The 16,744-nt window shown below is 60.0% G+C and carries 19 protein-coding genes; 13 read left to right on the forward strand and 6 right to left on the reverse strand.

Going from position 1 to position 16,744, the window contains the following annotated elements:
• Window positions 1-48: 48 nt before the first annotated feature.
• From ACR3EQ_RS16390 to uvrC, 3 genes are all read left to right on the forward strand, one after another.
• The gene (locus tag ACR3EQ_RS16390; protein ID WP_170807353.1) at window positions 49-1,011 is read left to right on the forward strand and encodes a calcium/sodium antiporter; all 963 of its coding nucleotides are present in this window, start codon (window positions 49-51) and stop codon (window positions 1,009-1,011) included.
• A 21-nt stretch (window positions 1,012-1,032) separates the two neighbouring features.
• Window positions 1,033-1,812, forward strand: coding sequence for an SDR family oxidoreductase (locus ACR3EQ_RS16395; RefSeq protein ID WP_170614314.1), 780 nt, complete (start codon window positions 1,033-1,035; stop codon window positions 1,810-1,812).
• A gap of 290 nt (window positions 1,813-2,102) precedes the next feature.
• Complete coding sequence (gene uvrC / locus ACR3EQ_RS16400; protein ID WP_480491795.1) at window positions 2,103-3,977, forward strand: excinuclease ABC subunit UvrC; 1,875 nt, start codon at window positions 2,103-2,105, stop codon at window positions 3,975-3,977.
• Here the strand turns inward: uvrC and ACR3EQ_RS16405 are convergent.
• Window positions 3,974-4,858 carry a DMT family transporter gene (locus tag ACR3EQ_RS16405; RefSeq protein WP_170614315.1) on the reverse strand — a complete coding sequence of 295 codons (885 nt, stop codon included), beginning with the start codon at window positions 4,856-4,858 and terminating at the stop codon, window positions 3,974-3,976. The two genes, uvrC and ACR3EQ_RS16405, sit on opposite strands and share 4 nt — an antisense overlap.
• Window positions 4,855-5,046: a hypothetical protein gene (locus tag ACR3EQ_RS16410; protein WP_170614316.1), complete on the reverse strand. Its 192-nt coding sequence runs from the start codon at window positions 5,044-5,046 to the stop codon at window positions 4,855-4,857. Before ACR3EQ_RS16410 ends, ACR3EQ_RS16405 begins: the two co-directional genes overlap by 4 nt.
• Between ACR3EQ_RS16410 and pgsA the strand changes: the two genes are divergently transcribed.
• From pgsA to ACR3EQ_RS16425, 3 genes are read left to right on the forward strand one after another with little or no spacing between them, the layout of a single operon-like run.
• On the forward strand, window positions 5,045-5,713 hold the full coding sequence (pgsA, locus tag ACR3EQ_RS16415) for a CDP-diacylglycerol--glycerol-3-phosphate 3-phosphatidyltransferase (protein WP_170614317.1): 669 nt from the start codon (window positions 5,045-5,047) through the stop codon (window positions 5,711-5,713). The two genes, ACR3EQ_RS16410 and pgsA, sit on opposite strands and share 2 nt — an antisense overlap.
• Before the next feature lie 3 nt (window positions 5,714-5,716).
• Window positions 5,717-5,962, forward strand: coding sequence for a molybdopterin converting factor subunit 1 (gene moaD / locus ACR3EQ_RS16420; RefSeq protein WP_058281820.1), 246 nt, complete (start codon window positions 5,717-5,719; stop codon window positions 5,960-5,962).
• A 4-nt stretch (window positions 5,963-5,966) separates the two neighbouring features.
• Entirely contained in the window at window positions 5,967-6,410 is a 444-nt protein-coding gene (locus tag ACR3EQ_RS16425) for a molybdenum cofactor biosynthesis protein MoaE (RefSeq protein WP_170614318.1), read from the forward strand.
• 49 nt (window positions 6,411-6,459) lie between these two features.
• Here the strand turns inward: ACR3EQ_RS16425 and ACR3EQ_RS16430 are convergent, their stop codons facing one another.
• The 4 genes from ACR3EQ_RS16430 to ubiA all read right to left on the reverse strand — a co-directional run bounded on the left by ACR3EQ_RS16430 (window position 6,460) and on the right by ubiA (window position 10,431).
• A complete protein-coding gene (locus ACR3EQ_RS16430; RefSeq protein WP_170614319.1) occupies window positions 6,460-6,990 on the reverse strand; it encodes a hypothetical protein in 531 nt (176 codons plus the stop codon).
• 177 nt (window positions 6,991-7,167) lie between these two features.
• A complete protein-coding gene (locus ACR3EQ_RS16435) occupies window positions 7,168-7,488 on the reverse strand; it encodes a hypothetical protein (RefSeq protein ID WP_170614320.1) in 321 nt (106 codons plus the stop codon).
• A 1-nt stretch (window position 7,489) separates the two neighbouring features.
• Window positions 7,490-9,403 carry an OmpA family protein gene (locus ACR3EQ_RS16440; RefSeq protein ID WP_170614321.1) on the reverse strand — a complete coding sequence of 638 codons (1,914 nt, stop codon included), beginning with the start codon at window positions 9,401-9,403 and terminating at the stop codon, window positions 7,490-7,492.
• A 65-nt stretch (window positions 9,404-9,468) separates the two neighbouring features.
• Window positions 9,469-10,431, reverse strand: a complete 963-nt coding sequence (ubiA, locus tag ACR3EQ_RS16445; RefSeq protein WP_480491247.1) for a 4-hydroxybenzoate octaprenyltransferase — start codon at window positions 10,429-10,431, stop codon at window positions 9,469-9,471.
• A 12-nt stretch (window positions 10,432-10,443) separates the two neighbouring features.
• Here ubiA and ACR3EQ_RS16450 point away from each other — a divergent pair, with 12 nt between their 5' ends.
• From ACR3EQ_RS16450 to ACR3EQ_RS16480, 7 genes are all read left to right on the forward strand, one after another.
• Complete coding sequence (locus ACR3EQ_RS16450) at window positions 10,444-11,169, forward strand: 16S rRNA (uracil(1498)-N(3))-methyltransferase (protein WP_480491249.1); 726 nt, start codon at window positions 10,444-10,446, stop codon at window positions 11,167-11,169.
• The gene (locus tag ACR3EQ_RS16455) at window positions 11,166-12,017 is read left to right on the forward strand and encodes a GNAT family N-acetyltransferase (RefSeq protein WP_170614324.1); all 852 of its coding nucleotides are present in this window, start codon (window positions 11,166-11,168) and stop codon (window positions 12,015-12,017) included. The genes ACR3EQ_RS16450 and ACR3EQ_RS16455 overlap by 4 nt, the downstream gene beginning before the upstream one ends.
• Window positions 12,014-12,541: a hypothetical protein gene (locus ACR3EQ_RS16460; RefSeq protein ID WP_170614325.1), complete on the forward strand. Its 528-nt coding sequence runs from the start codon at window positions 12,014-12,016 to the stop codon at window positions 12,539-12,541. Before ACR3EQ_RS16455 ends, ACR3EQ_RS16460 begins: the two co-directional genes overlap by 4 nt.
• 64 nt (window positions 12,542-12,605) lie before the next feature.
• Window positions 12,606-13,976 (forward strand): glutamate--cysteine ligase, encoded by a 1,371-nt coding sequence (locus ACR3EQ_RS16465; protein ID WP_170614326.1) that lies wholly within the window; start codon window positions 12,606-12,608, stop codon window positions 13,974-13,976.
• Window positions 13,977-14,080: 104 nt separating this feature from the next.
• On the forward strand, window positions 14,081-15,148 hold the full coding sequence (locus ACR3EQ_RS16470; protein WP_170614327.1) for a Hint domain-containing protein: 1,068 nt from the start codon (window positions 14,081-14,083) through the stop codon (window positions 15,146-15,148).
• Between the two features lie 81 nt (window positions 15,149-15,229).
• Entirely contained in the window at window positions 15,230-16,303 is a 1,074-nt protein-coding gene (gene pheS, locus ACR3EQ_RS16475) for a phenylalanine--tRNA ligase subunit alpha (RefSeq protein WP_170614328.1), read from the forward strand.
• The gene (locus tag ACR3EQ_RS16480) at window positions 16,304-16,621 is read left to right on the forward strand and encodes a hypothetical protein (RefSeq protein WP_170614329.1); all 318 of its coding nucleotides are present in this window, start codon (window positions 16,304-16,306) and stop codon (window positions 16,619-16,621) included.
• Window positions 16,622-16,744 lie beyond the last annotated feature (123 nt).

A 16,744-nucleotide genomic window follows, 5' to 3' on the forward strand; every position in this document is an offset into this window, starting at 1 on the left:
GTTCAGGATCGGTAAAGGCCCCTGCGCCTGCGAAAAAGGAGGGCGGTCATGACGGCATGGCTGCTATCCGGCCTCGGATTGCTGATCCTTTTGTTGGCCGGTGACGCGCTGGTTCGGGGGGCGGTGAACCTGAGTCTGCGTCTGGGCGTGCCTGCCTTGATTGTCAGTCTGACGATTGTTGCCTTTGGCACATCGGCACCGGAACTTCTGATTTCCATCAGCGCCATATTGGAAAACGCGCCCGGTATCGCACTCGGGAACGTCGTCGGGTCGAACACGGCGAATATCCTGTTGGTGCTGGGCCTTCCCGCGCTGCTTGCCACGCTTCACACCAGTGAATGCGACAGCCGCAAGAACTATGTTTTCATGTTGCTGGCCTCGGTTCTGTTCATTGGGCTGGCCTTCTGCGGCACGTTCACCGTGATCAGTGGCCTCATATTGCTGGCTGCGTTGGCCCTGATGCTGTGGCACGCGTTCCGGGAAGCCCGTGCCCATCGCAAGGCCTGTGGCGAAGCCTGCGCCGACGATGAGGAGCTGGAAGGATTGGAAGAAGCCGATCCCGAAATGCCCTATTGGAAAGTGTCGATCTTTTTGGTTCTGGGTCTGGTCGGCCTGCCGATGGGTGCGCATTTGCTGGTCGAGAACGCAACAGTAATTGCGCGGCATTACGGTGTCAGTGAAACCGTGATCGGATTGACGCTGGTGGCCGTCGGAACATCTTTGCCCGAGTTGGCGACAACGGTCATGGCGGCGCTGCGCCGGCAGGCGGATGTGGCGCTGGGGAACGTCATCGGTTCGAACATGTTCAATCTGCTGGCGATTGTGGGGATTGCGACGCTGGTCGGACCGATTCCGGTTGATCCCGAGTTCCTGCATTTTGATCTGTGGGTCATGCTGGGCGCATCGCTTCTGCTGATCCCTTTTGTTTTCCTCAAGCAAGACATCACACGGACCTGGGGTTTTGTCCTGTCCATCCTTTACGTGATTTATGTCATCATCCTGCTGGCGTGATCTGACGAAGAAAGGTGATCCATGACCCGAGCTCTAGTTACCGGTTCAGGCATTCGTCTTGGCCGGGCCATGGCGCTTTTTCTTGCGCGGCGGGGATATGACGTCGCGGTTCACTACGCCAGTTCGCGGGCCCCGGCAGAGGAGACCGTGGCCGAGGTTCAGGCGATGGGGCGCAAATCCGTTGCACTACAGGCCGACCTGCTGGACGAAGCCCAGGTTCAGGCGCTGCTGCCTCGCGCGGTCGAGGCGCTGGGCGGGCCGATCACCTGTCTGGTCAACAATGCTTCGGTCTTCGAGTACGACAATATCCGGACGGCCACTCGGCAAAGCTGGGACCGCCATCTCGACAGCAATCTGCGCGCGCCGTTTGTGCTGACGCAGGCAATGGCTGCGCAGGGCCTGGAGCCTGAAACGGACGACGCGGGCGAGCCCGTTGCCACCGGTCTGATCGTCAACATGGTCGACATGCGGGTGCGCAAGCTGACGCCGGAATTCATGTCCTACACCATTGCCAAGATGGGTCTTTGGGCGCTGACACGCACCGCGGCGCAGGCGCTGACGCCCGCGATTCGCGTCAATGCGATCGGGCCGGGTCCGACCATGCAGGGCCACCGGCAAAGCGAAGGGCACTTCAAAGCGCAACGCGCCAATACTGTTCTGGAACGCGGCGCGAACCCCTCCGATATCACCGCGGCGCTGGGGTATTTTCTGGATGCCCATGCCGTAACCGGGCAGTTGCTTTGCGTCGACGGCGGCCAGCACCTTGGCTGGCGGACGCCTGACGTGCTGGGACTGGAATAGGCAATTTTGCTGTAAGTTTTGCACCGCTCTCATTTGTGTTACCGGCACGTTACAAAAATGTCTTTTTTTTCATACACTTGTCACGCGTGAGAAAAAATCTCTATAAATAACAGGTGGTTATATGATCGCCTAATTATTAGGCAAACAGGGAAATAGGCAATGAAACAAGGGAAAAACGAGGCGATACAAAAGTTATCTGCACAGTTATCCACAGAAACCGTGGACTTGTTTACTCTTGATCTGAGGTCGACAAGATTGCAGCCATGGTCAGAGAATCATATCTCAGGCCAATGACCACCCAGGACGACCCTTCATCAGACACGCAGCCCACCGGCTATGCCTGCATTCAGCGTTACGTGAAAACGTTGGACAGCTCACCCGGTGTTTATCGCATGCTGGATAGCGACAGCCGCGTTCTTTATGTGGGAAAGGCGCGGAACCTCAGGGCGCGAGTGTCGAACTATGCGCGTCCGGGGCATTCGGGGCGGATCGAGCGGATGATTGCTGCGACGTCGTCGATGATGTTCCTGACCACCCGGACCGAGACCGAAGCGCTGCTGCTGGAACAGAACCTGATCAAGCAGCTCAAGCCGAAATACAACGTGCTGCTGCGCGATGACAAAAGCTTTCCGAATATTCTTGTCGCAAAGGATCATTCTTTTCCGCAGATCAAGAAACATCGCGGGGCGAAAAAGGAAAAGGGGGCCTATTTCGGCCCATTTGCCAGTGCGGGTGCGGTGAACCGGACCCTGAACCAGCTGCAAAAGGCGTTCCTGCTGCGCAACTGCTCGGATTCCATGTTCGACAGCCGCACACGACCTTGTCTGCTTTATCAGATCAAGCGCTGTTCCGGACCGTGCGTCGGCCTGATCTCCGAGGCTGACTATGGCGCAAGCGTCAAGGATGCGGAACGGTTCCTGTCCGGGCGGTCCACTCGGGTGCAGGAAGAATTGGCCGAACAGATGATGGTCGCCTCCGAGGCGATGGAGTTCGAACGCGCCGCCGGTCTGCGTGATCGCATCCGGGCGCTGACGCAGGTGCAGACCTCGCAGGGCATCAATCCGCGCGGGGTGGCCGAGGCAGATATCATCGGTCTTTACATGGACAGCGGGCAGGCCTGCGTTCAGGTGTTTTTCATCCGCGCCAACCAGAATTGGGGCAACAAGGATTTCTATCCGCGCGTGGGGCCAGACGTCTCGGCGGCCGAGGTCATGGAAGCTTTTCTGGGTCAGTTTTACGACAACAAGGAACCGCCCCGGCAATTGATCCTGTCAGACGGGATCGAAAACGCCGATCTGATGCAGGAGGCACTGTCTGAGAAGGCTGGCCGAAAGGTCAAAATCCTTGTGCCCCAGCGCGGTGAAAAGCAGGAACTGGTGGCTGGGGCCTTGCGCAATGCACGTGAATCTCTGGCCCGGCGCATGTCGGAAAGCGCAACGCAGGCCAAGCTGTTGCGCGGCGTGGCCGAGGCGTTTGATCTGGACAGTCAGCCGAACCGGATCGAGGTTTACGACAACAGCCACATTCAGGGCACCAACGCTGTGGGCGGCATGATTGTTGCGGGCCCGGAAGGGTTCATGAAAAACGCCTATCGTAAGTTCAACATCCGGGGCGACGATCTGACACCGGGTGACGATTTCGGCATGATGAAAGAGGTTCTGACCCGTCGGTTCACCCGTCTGCAAAAGGAGGACCCAGACCGGGACAAGGGGCTTTGGCCCGATTTGCTGTTGATTGATGGCGGCGCCGGTCAGGTGAGTGCCGTGCATGAAATTATGGTCGAACATGGTGTCGAAGACATCCCGATGGTCGGTGTCGCCAAAGGCGTTGATCGCGATCACGGCAAAGAAGAATTTCACCGGATCGGTCAGCGCCCCTTTGCGCTGAAACGCAACGACCCGGTGCTGTATTTCATTCAGCGCCTAAGGGACGAGGCGCATCGGTTTGCCATCGGAACACATCGCGCGAAACGGGCCAAAGCGGTGGGCGCGACACCTCTGGACGAAATCCCGGGGGTGGGTGCCGCGCGCAAAAGGGCGTTGCTGGCGCATTTCGGCAGTGCCAAGGCCGTCAGCCGAGCCAATCTGGCAGACCTGAAGGCGGTCGAGGGGATCTCAGCCGGGCTGGCGCAGAAGGTTTACGATTACTTCCACGACAAGGGCTAGACCTTCCGCCCACGCCACAGGATGTACAGCCCCGAGGCAACGATCAGCGCGCTGCCGGTCCACATGGTCCGGTCCAATTGCTCGCCAAATATGACGACCCCCAGTCCGATACCGAACAACAACCGGGAATAGCGGAAGGGCGTGACCGCCGAGACCTCGCCCGTGCGCATCGCCTTCATCAGCGACGCATAGGCGATTGTGCCCATCAGTGTGGCACCAACCAGGTGCAGGCTCGTGTGCAGGGTCACAGCGGCCATCGGCACATTTTCCCAGAACCGATAGGCCAAACCGGCCACGACGATGCAAAGAAAGCCATAGAACCCCAGCACTTCGGTTCCCAGCGACGCGGGTGCGGCACGGCTGGCCAGATCGCGTCCGGCAAAGCCCAGCATTCCCAACACGGCGAGGATGGAGAGGGCCGAGAAACTGTCCCCGGTCGGCTGGATGATGATCACGACGCCGATCAGCCCGATCAGGATTGCGCTCCACCGCCGCCAGCCGACGGTTTCACCAAAGAACAGGGCCGCTCCGGCGACCACGACAAGGGGCGTGGCCTGCAGAATTACCGTGGCCGAAGACAGGGGTGTCAGCGCAATGGCCAGCACGTAGAACAAACGCCCAAGGATTTCGAAGACCACGCGCACCTTCATCGGGCGCGATAGCACGTCAGGCTGAAACAGCCGCGTGCCACGCAGCAAGGCGGCAATTCCAAACACAAGCGCACCGCCCGTGCCGAACAGAATCAGGACCTGCCAGATCGGCAACGCGGCCGAGGCGCTTTTCAGCAGCGCATCCTCGAGCGCAAACAGCGCCATTGCCGAGATCATCCATAAACTGCCGATCAGGTTTGACCGGGGGTCCGTTTGAATATGCGGTGTCATGCTGCTGTCGTTCCCCAACCGGTCCGCACGCCAATCTGACGGCAAAGCGCGCGCGCGCCAAGCTGTATCTGGTTGAGATGTCCGGCTTGCGACCCTTTGACCACCAGTGCCGCAACCGCCTGTGATCGGGTCAGTTTTTTGCATGGCTGTCTTTTCTGTCCCGAAGTGGCGATGTAGTGTCGATCCATGAAGTGGAACCTGCCCAATATCCTGACCGTCCTGCGCCTGTTGGCGGCACCCGGTCTGGCCGTGATGTTTCTGTATTTCACCCGCCCCTGGGCGGACTGGTTCGCTTTGATCCTGTTTCTGACGGCCGCCATCACCGACTGGTTCGATGGATATCTGGCGCGTGCGTGGAAACAGGAAACCAAGATCGGGGCCATGCTGGACCCGATTGCCGACAAGGCGATGGTTGTGATCGCCCTGATGATTCTGGTCGGCTATTCCGCCGAGCACTGGACGCCCTGGCTGGTGCTGCCCGCAACTGTTATCCTGTTTCGCGAGGTTTTCGTCTCGGGCTTGCGTGAATATCTGGGTGACGTGGCCGGGACGCTGAAAGTCACGAAGCTGGCCAAATGGAAAACCACTGCGCAGATGGTGGCGATTGCCATCCTGTTTTCGCAAGGGATATTCGAGCACCATTTTGTGATGGGGTCCTTTGGCATGGATGCCGAAACACTCGATCGGGTCCTGATGGGTGAGATCGAGGACCTGAACGGCCTGCGCTGGCATCTTGAGGGGATGTTCTGGTCCGGGCGGATTGGGCTTTGGCTGTTGTGGATCGCGGCGACTCTGACATTGATCACGGGCTACGACTACCTACGTAAAGCCATGCCGCATCTGAAGGAGAGCTGAGCGATGGATGTGCTGTATTTCGCATGGGTGCGCGAACGCATCGGCCTGCCGAAAGAAAGGGTCGAGACCGAGGCCGCAACGGTATCCGATCTTGTGGCCGAGCTGAGCGCGCGAGAAGACCGCTATGCCGCAGCCTTTGCGGACCTGTCCGCATTGCGGGTAGCGCTGGATCAGGAACTTTCGGACTTTGACGCCTCGCTGGCCGGTGTGCGTGAAGTGGCGTTCTTTCCGCCCATGACCGGCGGCTGACGCGATGCGTATTGCCGTTCAGGAAGAAGCGTTTGACCTTGGCGCCGAAGCCAACGCTTTTGCGTCAGGGGATTCAGCCAACGGCGCCATCGTGACCTTTACCGGTATCGTGCGCAATCTGGCCACGGGTGATCTGGATGTGATGGAGATCGAGCATTACCCGGGCATGACCGAGCGCGCGCTGACCAGGATCGCCGAAGAGGCTCAGGAACGCTGGTCTTTGGGGGATGTTCTGGTAATCCACCGCCACGGGCGGCTGGCCCCGGGGGACCGGATCATGATGGTTGCCACGGCTGCGCGGCATCGCAAGGATGCATTCGAGGCGGCAGAGTACTTGATGGACTATCTGAAATCCCGCGCGCCCTTCTGGAAGAAAGAGATCACCTCGGGCGGGGCGGAGTGGGTGGCCGCGAAAGATGAAGACGAAGACGCGTTGACCCGCTGGTAATACTCGAACCGGCACCCGTCGGGCGGATGCCGGCGCGTGTCAGGGCAGATTAGCTGGATTGTTCCGCGTTGCAGGTCCGTGCTGCCTCAATGGCTTTCTTTGTGCCATCCAGGTTGACGGTGAATGCGAATTCCTTTTCCGGGAACACGGTCATTTCGTTTTTGTTGATGACGTCGTCAACGAACTGAGCGTTGTTCGCCAGGATGTACCCGCCGGTATATCCATCGGCCAGGTGCTTGGTTTTCTTGTGCGCTTCGGCCTCATAAACGTTGCCGTCTAGTGACAGGAAGATCTTTTCCTTCTTACCTTTCAGGCCGATGTCATTCTTCGTGAAAACCCCCAGATAGCCCATCTCATGGTCTTTGGTCAGGCCCATTTGAACGACGTTCTGGTTTTCGTCCATGCGCTCGATCAGGCAGGACCCGCGCGTATCATCTACAAAGATGGTCCATCCGGATTCTTCCCCCCAATTTGAAAACGTATCGTTTTCCGAGGGGATGACATCGCCGGAAGCCAGGGCTGAGGTTGCGGAAAATGCGCAAAGCACTTTGGCGGTTTTCAAAGTATCTTGGAAATTCATAGTACACTCCAATTTTCTGGATAGTGGACAGTGATGTGTGTAGGCAAAAACACACCAATTCGTAGTATTGAATTTGTCGCCAATATTGAAGGCGAAAGAAACAGACCGGCCAAAACACGCCGATCTTGTTTACTGTTGTACTGAGGCAAGCTCAGGTTGTGCAGTCGACGCAAAGGTTCAGTCGGCGTTGTTTATCCGCCCGCGCAGTTCTTCCGCTTCTTGCCGCGCCGCGCGCAGGCCGTCCATCGCGGCGGCTAGTTCGGCTTCGGTCTGGGTCAGCTGGTTGGACAGTTCGGCCTCGCGTTGTTGCAGGTAGGTAATCGCCTGATCGCGGGTTTCTTCGGCTTCATGTAACTCCTGGCTCATACGGTCCAGATCAGCGACGTCGCTTTGGCGGACGCGGGACAGACGATGAGCTAGCCAGTTGGCGAACCAGCCCATGCAGAATGCCGCAAACAGGATAACGGCAGTGGCGATGATGAATTCGGTTCTGTTCACTTTACTGATCCCCTGCATCTGCATCAGATGCGCTGTTTTCCGGTTCTTCAGGCTCGGATGGCGTGGCTTCCAGCGCATCAAGCCCGGTTTCCCTGTCCGCAAGCGGTTCGGGCCGGATCAGGCGAAACTCGATGCGGCGGTTTTCTTCCCGGCCTTCTTCGCTGTCATTGTCCGCGATGGGTTGCGTTTCACCATAGCCGACGGCCGAGTAGGTTGCCGTTGGTATCCGGCGCGCGCGCAGCTCACTCAGAACGGACTGGGCGCGGGACTGGCTCAGCTGCTGGTTCATCTCTTCGCGGCCCTGGCTGTCCGTGTGGCCCTGAATTTCAAGCCGGATGGGGCCACATTCCCGCAGGATCTCTGCGATCTGGTTCAGCGTATCCCGCGATTCGGTGGCAACGGTGGCCGAACCGGGTTCGAACGCGATCTTGCCTGCCGCCTGAATCTCGGCAATCCGGGATTCGCACAGCTCCGGATCGGGCAGGGCGTCTTTGGGTTCGGGCGGTTCCTGATAGGTGATCGACAGGGTGAAATCCTGCGCTTCGCCCAGTTTGTCAGACAGATGCCCGGCTATGCGGGCCTTTGCATCTTCCTCATGGCTGACACCGGACAGTTCCACCACCTCGGGCGTGACGGTCAGAACACCATTATGCAGTTCCGACAACGCCTCAAGCCCGGCCAGCACCCGCAGCGGCCAGTCGGCGGGCAGATCGGGAACAATGCGGGTTGCCAAGTGCACCTGTTCCGAGCCGAAGGCCGCGCGGGCAAAGCTGTCGACCATGTCCCGCAAGGTTTCATCTCCGACACGCCCACGCAGTTGCACCAGGCCTTCCGGGCTGCGGGTTGCGGAAAACTCGGGCGGGCCGGCCTGGTCTTGGGTGTCGGGTTCGGGCAAAACGGCGTGTAGGGCAAACACTTCCGGCAATGCGTTTTCCAATTCACCCACGACCCGGTCGAATGTGGCGGGGTCCGCGCCTTGCGCCGCGATCAGCGTGATGTCGGCATCGGACATGGTCACCGAACCCTGCCCGATATCGGCCAGCGCCCCGATGCTGAGTTCGGCAGCGCGGGCCCAGCGCGGCGAGGGGACACCCAGCCCGATGGTGCAACTGTAAGGACCGGACAATCCTGCTGCTTGCGCGGCGGCCACGATTGTCTGACGGGCGTCGTCATCCTGCGCTGAACAGGCGTCGAAACGGCCCCCTTCCTCGGTGATCAGGTAGCGCAACGTAAAAGGTGTGATCACCGGGCGCGGTGCTGAAATCGACAGGCCGATCCGAAGGCTTGGCGGTGCTGCGCGCGTCAGGTCGCGCTCCAGCATCTCTTTTTCCTTCTGGCTGTCGGTGATGGCCGTGATCCGCACCAGCCCGGGGCTGGCCGAGATCTTGGCCCGGGGCAATTTCGCCAGCGCGCTGAGCGCGTAAGTAAACGCGTCATCCCAGCCCTTCGGCTTGGGATAGTCAGCCGTTTCCAGCAGATCTGACACGGGGGTGTTTGGAACCAGTTTTTCCAACTGTCTGATCATGGCGTCACGATCCACGCTGGCCGGGATCAGACCGATGACCGAGATGCCACTGTCGTTGCGCAGGATTTCGGTCGAAAACCGCGGTGCCGCCAACGTTGTGGTGGGCGCAACTTCCATCTCATCGATGACACGCGATGTATCGACTTCGGTTCCGGCAGCGGTCAGCGCGTTGAATCGCGTTGCCTCGTCCGAAGCGGTGCCGGTCAGAACCACGCGCAGCCCGTCTGAATACACTTCGGCCCAGTCGTGACCCTTGAGATCCAGCGCCCGCCGCACGGCAAATTCCGAAGCTTCTTCGACCTTGGTCACGGCATAACTGGCCGCCAGGAGCGACAAACCAGCCGACACGAGAAAGATCAGGACAACAGCGATGGAAAAAGGCAAACGCATGTGCGGTTTCGGGACTCCTCGGGCGATTGGTCGGGACTCTTACAGAGGCGTGGCCTGGGGTGCAATCAGAGCAGAAGCGCGACGCAGAGGAAGATCAGCGGAATCAAGCCGGTGTCGCGGTTGGCCCGGAAAAGTTGCAACAGTTTGGCGTTGTCTTCGATATCCAGCCCGCGCAATTGCCAGGCCATGTGCCAGCCCATCGCCCATGGCCCGGTCAGGGCAACGACCAGTGCCATGATGGACGCCTGCTGGGCAGCACCATCGATGATGGCAAGTCCCATAAGCGCGACGGTTGCGACCAGAAAATACTTGAGCCATTTCGCTGTATCCGTCCCGAACAGTCGCGCGGTGGATTTGATGCCGATCAGCTCGTCATCCTCGGCATCCTGATGGGCATAGATGGTGTCGTAAAACAGCGTCCAGGCGATCCCTGACAGGTACAGGGTAACTGCGGGCCAGCCTACCGTGCCGCTATGGGCGGCCCAAGCCAGCAGCGCGCCCCAATTGAAGGCCAGGCCCAGAAAGACCTGCGGCCACCATGTGAACCGCTTTGCGTAAGGGTAGATGGTCACGGGCAACAGGGACAGAACGCCCATGGCGATGGCCGCCTGATTGAACGTCAGAAGAATCCCCAGCGCCAGCAGGCATTGCAGGCCCATCCAGACAATGGCCTGCCGAACGCTGACCTGTCCGGACGGGATCGGCCGGGACCGTGTGCGCTCCACCTGCCCGTCAAATTCGCGGTCGGTGATATCGTTCCAGGTACAGCCTGCACCACGCATAAGAAAGGCTCCGATGGCGCAGCCGATCGCGATACACAGATCCTCCCAGCGTGGGTTTCCGTCGCTGAGAATTGCCAGCGCAAGGCCCCACCAGCAGGGAATCAGCAGCAGCCACGTGCCGATGGGCCGGTCCGCGCGGCTGAGGCGCAGGTAGGGCCGCGCAAAAGCGGGCGCATGGGTGTCGACCCAGTTGCCGCTGACGGCATCGGCGACCTGACCATCTGGTGTTGGGACATTGCCTTGCATATGTAAGGTCTCATGAGTGCAAAAATCAGACTGTATGTAGAGCACCCTCTGGGTCGGGGGCAATCCGTTGAATTGACGCGCGAGCAGGCACATTACCTGTTCGGCGTCATGCGTCTGGCTGTCGGGTCACACGTTGCCCTGTTCAACAGTCGGGACGGAGAGTGGCTGGCCGAGGTGGCCGAGGCAGGCAAACGCGGCGGCACGCTGGCCTGTGTCGAACAGACAAGACCGTTGCAGATGCCGCCCGACCTTTGGTTTCTGTTCGCGCCGATCAAAAAGGCACGCACCGACTTCATCGTTGAAAAGGCGGCGGAAATGGGTTCCGCGCGGATCATGCCGGTGCAGACCGAATTCACCAATTCCGAACGCATCCGGCAGGACAGGTTGCAGGCCCATGCGGTTGAGGCCGCCGAACAGTGCGGCGGAACCTTCGTACCCGAAGTTTGCGAGCTGCAGCGCCTGGACCGTGTGCTGGATGCTTGGCCCGATGGGCGGCAACTGATGTTCTGCAACGAGGCGGAAGTAGGCTCGGCTCTGCGTCTGGCCGAACAGGAAAAGGGCGGGCCGTGGGCCATTCTGATCGGTCCCGAGGGCGGGTTTTCCGAGCGTGAGCGCAACCGCCTGACCGCATTGCCTTATGCGCATGTGGTCAGTCTGGGCCCGCGCATTCTGCGCGCGGATACTGCGACTGTGGCGGCACTTACCATGTGGCAGCAGGCACTGGGGGATTGGTCGTGACCTGGTGTTTGGCGCAGGCAACCGACCTGCCCGAGATCGAGGAATTCCTCCGCCGTCACCTGCAATCTTCAATGTTTCCGCTGGCCAACTTGCGGGATTTCGGACTGAACGGATCGGAACCCCGGTCCCTGAAAATCTGGATGCTGGGCGAGCCGCTGCGCGCCGTTCTGGCCATCACGAACGAAGGGATGCTGTTGCCGCAGTGCCGGGATTGCACCGATGCCGAGCTTGAAGCGGTACTAAAGATGTTGAAAAGGCGCCCGGTCATCGGCGTGATCGGTGAGGCCGCCCAAGCCCGGCGCATTTTGCAACTGGCTGGCTGGCAAAACAGACCCGCTATCCTCAGCCGGGATGAGCCTGCCTTTTCGCTGGAACTGGAACAGCTTATTATTCCAGACCTGCCGGGAGCGCGCCTTGTCCCCTTGTCGGCAATTGACCGGGCGCTAGCCGTTCACTGGCGGCACAGCTACCATCTGGAATCCTTGGGAAAGGACTCGGATCAGGCGCAACATCAAGCCGAGCGCGACATTGACGGGTATCTGAGCCGGGACAGCCACCGGGCGTTGTTGTTGAACAACCAACCTGTCTGCATGACCGGTTTCAACGCCGTTTTGCCTGAAGTGGTTCAGATCGGCGGGGTTTATACGCCGCCCGAACTGCGCCGCCGCGGCTATGCCCGAACCGCCGTCGCGCTGCATCTGGCCGAGACGTGCGCAACCGGTGTGTCACGTGCCGTACTTTTTGCCGCTTCAGATTTTGCGGCGCGGGCCTATATCGCAGTAGGATTTGTTCGGACAGGTCAGTTCTCGGTGAACCTGTTCAAGACGGAAAAGGAGGCCGCCGCATGAGTTTCATCCGCCCGGAAGCGAAACTGGCTCTGTGGCGCTGGCGCGAAGTGCTGGTGGCCGTCGCCGTTTTTCTGGTAGGCCTGAGTTGGATTAGCGGGCCCGGCGGGCTGCTGGGCTGGATGGGATGGATTCTGGTCGCCGTGGCGGTGGCGCTGGCGGTGATCGGGGTGCAGCGGGTGCGATTCCGCATGGGTGCGGGTGGTCCCGGTGTCGTGACAATAGATGAGGGGCAGATCGCCTATCTCGGGCCTCTGGATGGCGGCATTGTCGCGGCGCGCGAAATCGAGAGGCTGGCGCTGGACCCGACCTCGGACCCGGCGCATTGGGTGCTGGACCAGCCGGGACAGCCCGCACTTCACATTCCTGTGAACGCCGAAGGCGCCGAGGCGCTGTTTGATGTGTTCTCGGCCCTGCCGGGGCTGAAAACCGAACGGATGTTGTCGGAACTCAACGGCGGATCGCCGCATCCGGTGGTAATCTGGGAACGCACGCCCTCGCGCCCGTCGCATATGCGCCTGCATTGACACTGGCCGCGTTTGCGACCACGACTGACCCAGCAACAGACACTTCAGGAGCGGAGCGCGGTTCATGTCAATTCCCCAGTCCGGCGGCGGGCCGATCGAACGCCACGAGCAACTGGCCGAATATCTGGAATCGGGCTGCAAGCCCAAGGCCGATTGGCGTATCGGTACCGAGCATGAGAAGTTCGGGTATTGCAAGGACACGCTGAAACCGCTGCCGTTTGAAGGCACCCGGTCCATCGTTGCGGTGCTTGAAGGCTTGCGCGACCGTCACGGCTGGAGCGAGGTACGTGAAGCCGGGCATCTGATCGGTCTGGAAAAGGACGGCGCGAATGTCAGCCTTGAACCGGGCGGCGCGCTGGAATTGTCGGGTGCCCCGCTGGAGACCATCCACGAAACCTGTGACGAGGTGAACACTCACCTGCGCGAGGTGAAGGATATCGCCGACGCGATTGGTGTCGGTTTCATTGGTTTGGGGGCGGCTCCGATCTGGACCCATGACCAGATGCCGCTGATGCCCAAGGGCCGTTATCGGCTGATGAACGACTATATGGAAGAAGTCGGCACCATGGGCCGCGCCATGATGCGGCGCACATGCACGGTACAGGTCAATATCGACTTCGGCTCCGAGGCCGACATGGTTCAGAAACTGCGCGTGGCACTGGCGTTGCAGCCGGTGGCAACGGCGCTGTTTGCAAACTCTCCGTTCTTCGAAGGCAAGGTCAACGGACAGAAAAGCTGGCGCAGCCACATCTGGCGACATCTGGACGATGCCCGCACCGGGATGTTGCCCTTCGTGTTCGAGGACGGATTCGGGTTCGAGCGTTACGTTCAGTATGCGCTCGATGTGCCGATGTATTTCGTCTACCGCGACGGACAGTATATCAACGCGCTGGGCATGTCCTTCCGTGATTTCCTGCAGGGCAAACTTCCGGCGCTGCCGGGGGAAACCCCGACCCTGTCCGACTGGGCCGACCACCTGACCACCGCCTTCCCCGAAGCGCGGATCAAGAAGTTCATGGAAATGCGCGGTGCCGATGGCGGCCCGTGGCGCCGCCTGTGCGCGCTGCCTGCCTTCTGGGTCGGGCTGACCTACGATCAGGGCGCGCTGGATGCGGCGTGGGATCTGGTCAAAGGCTGGGACGCGGAAACCCGCGAGGCGCTGCGGGTTGAGGCCGCCAAAGACGGGCTGCAGGCGCGGGTTGGCAACATCAGCATGCATGATCTGGCACGCGAAGTGGTGGCCATTTCCGAGGCCGGCCTGAAATCCCGTGCGCGCCCCGGCGCCGGAGGTCTGGTCCCCGATGAGACCCATTTCCTGAATGCGCTGAAGGACAGTATCGAGACCGGTAAGATTCCGGCAGACGAGTTGCTGGATCACTTCTATGGAGACTGGAACGGCGATCTGACCCGGATCTATCCTGAATACAGCTACTGAGACCATCGGGCGCGTTAAGGCATGATTTGCCAAAACGGGCCTAATGTCTTGCACTTCTTGCGGGCCGTCAGATACTAGCACGCATTCCGTCGCGCGAGTGATCCATGGCCCGTATCAGCGAACTTCATTATTCCAACGCCTACGCCGCAACCTCGGGTGTAAACGAATTTCTTGAAGTCGCACTGCGCCCGGATGAGATTCCAGCAGATTTCACGGTCTCGTTCTATCAGGCAAACGGGCAGGTCGGGATCGAAATTCCGCTGGATCATCCCTTAGTTCAGATGTCGGTCGATGCCGACAACAACGAGCTTGTTTTTGTCATATCGGCGGATGACTTCCCGATCCTTTTGACAGACCCCAACGGGGGCGGGCCGACCAACTACGAAGCCTATGCACTGACCAATACGAACACCGGTCAGGTCATCGATTTTTATGATATCGGTGGCGGCACAACGAACATCGTGGCGCAAAACGGGCTTGCGGCGGGGCAGACTTCGGTCAACCTGCCGGTTCTGGTCGGGCCGAACCAGACCACGACAACGTTGCAATTCAATCAGCCCGATCCGGATACCCTGACCTACGGGTCAGTGGCCCCCGGCGACAGTGGTGCGGCCTGTTTCACGGCGGACACGATGGTGGAGACGCCCGACGGACGTCGCGCTGTCGAAAATCTGCGGCTGGGTGATCTGGTGCACACAATCGACGCCGGGCCGCTGCCGGTTCGCTGGGTTGGCGGGCGCACGGTCTCAGGTCGTGGCCGCTTTGCGCCGATCCGGATCCACTCAGGTACACTTGGGGCCGAGGCCGATATTCTGGTCTCTCCCCAGCATCGTATCCTGATCACCGGTTGGCAGGCCGAATTGCTGTTTGGCGAAGATGAGGTACTGGTTCCCGCGATATCTCTGGTCAACGGCACCACCGTGACACAAGACCCTTGCGACATTGTCAGGTACATCCACCTGCTGTTTGACCGCCATCAGCTTGTCACCACCTCTGGCTTGATCTCCGAGAGCTTTTTTCCGGGGCAGGAGGGGCTTGCGGGGTTGGGAACGGACACTCAGGACGAGTTGCTGGCGTTGTTTCCCCAGCTGCGCAATCACCCCGAGGCATATGGCCTTGCAGCGCGCCCGGTGCGGCAGGACAGAACCACAGCGCTGCTTCGTTTCGCCTGAATGTGCGCGCCCTCTTGCTTTCGCGGGCTGCTGTGATAGCAGGTCCGCAACAGCATTCAGGGGCCAAAGTCAGGAAGCGTCATGGACGATCTTAAGGCAAAATATCTGGGTCAGATCGCAGACGCGGGCGACGAGAACGCACTCGAAGCGATCCGCCTGGCCGCCGTGGGCAAAAAGGGCGAAGTCGCGCTGAAGATGCGCGAGCTGGGCAAAATGACACCCGAGGAACGCCAGGTTGCAGGCCCGGCGCTGAACGCCCTGAAGGATGAGATCAACTCGGCGCTATCCGCCAAAAAAGCCGCTCTGGCCGACGCCGCGCTGGATGAGCGTCTGCGCACCGAATGGCTGGACGTTACGCTGCCGACCCGCGCGCGCCGTCAGGGCTCGATCCACCCGGTCAGCCAGGCGACCGAGGAACTGACTGCTATTTTTGCCGAACTGGGTTTCTCGGTGGCCGAAGGGCCGCGGATCGAGACCGACTGGCATAACTTTGACGCGCTGAACATCCCCGGCCACCACCCCGCGCGGGCCGAGATGGATACGTTCTACATGCACCGCGCCGCAGGCGACAACCGCCCGCCGCATGTGCTGCGTACTCATACCTCGCCGGTGCAAATACGTTCGATGGAGCTACAGGGCGCGCCGATCCGTGTGATCTGCCCGGGCGGCGTGTACCGCGCCGATTATGACCAGACCCACACGCCGATGTTCCATCAGGTCGAGGGGCTCGCCATCGACAAGGACATCTCGATGGCGAACCTGAAATGGGTTCTGGAAGAATTCGTAAAAGCCTTCTTCGAAGTCGACGACGTCGAACTGCGCTTCCGCGCCTCGCACTTCCCCTTCACCGAGCCATCGGCCGAGGTCGATATCCGCTGTTCCTGGGATAACGGCCAGCTGAAGATCGGCGAAGGCGACGACTGGATGGAGATCTTGGGCTCCGGCATGGTCCACCCCAAGGTGATCGCCGCTGGTGGCATCGACCCCGAGGTCTATCAGGGTTTCGCTTTTGGCATCGGGATCGACCGTCTGGCGATGCTGAAATACGGCATTCCGGATTTGCGAGCCTTCTTTGATAGCGACCTGCGCTGGCTGCGCCATTACGGTTTCGCAGCGCTGGATATGCCGAACCTGCATGGTGGTTTGAGCCGGTAAGTGTATCCGCTGGGTGTATATCTGGCGAGCTATTATGATTGGTGGCGCCGTAGAGTAGCCAAGGTTCCATTTCTATGGCTGGTCGGGCTAGTTGTAGCGTTAGGCTTTCTTCAGTTTTCAGTAGAACGCTTGTTCGGATCGTCCTTTGCTTGGGTTTTGTTGGTTGCGGTTATCGCTGTATCTCCGGGAGTGTGGGTGGCTCTTTTGGCGACCCGTAACGGATTTTTAAAGAAAGTGAATCCTCTGAAAGAGGTGGAAGATCAAAAAGCCATGGCCAAGAAGCTCATTAATGAATTCGCGAAAAAGCAGTCGAAATAGCGGCGCGGAGCAAAGGCCGATAGGCCGCCGCGCCATCGCCAGACCGCCCGGACGGGCTGGCGATTTGTCTCCGCCAGCGTTCCGTTTGAACGTCACACGGGTTTGGCTGCCATAAAGTGCCCA

Source organism: Ruegeria sp. AN11 (genome assembly GCF_056536005.1).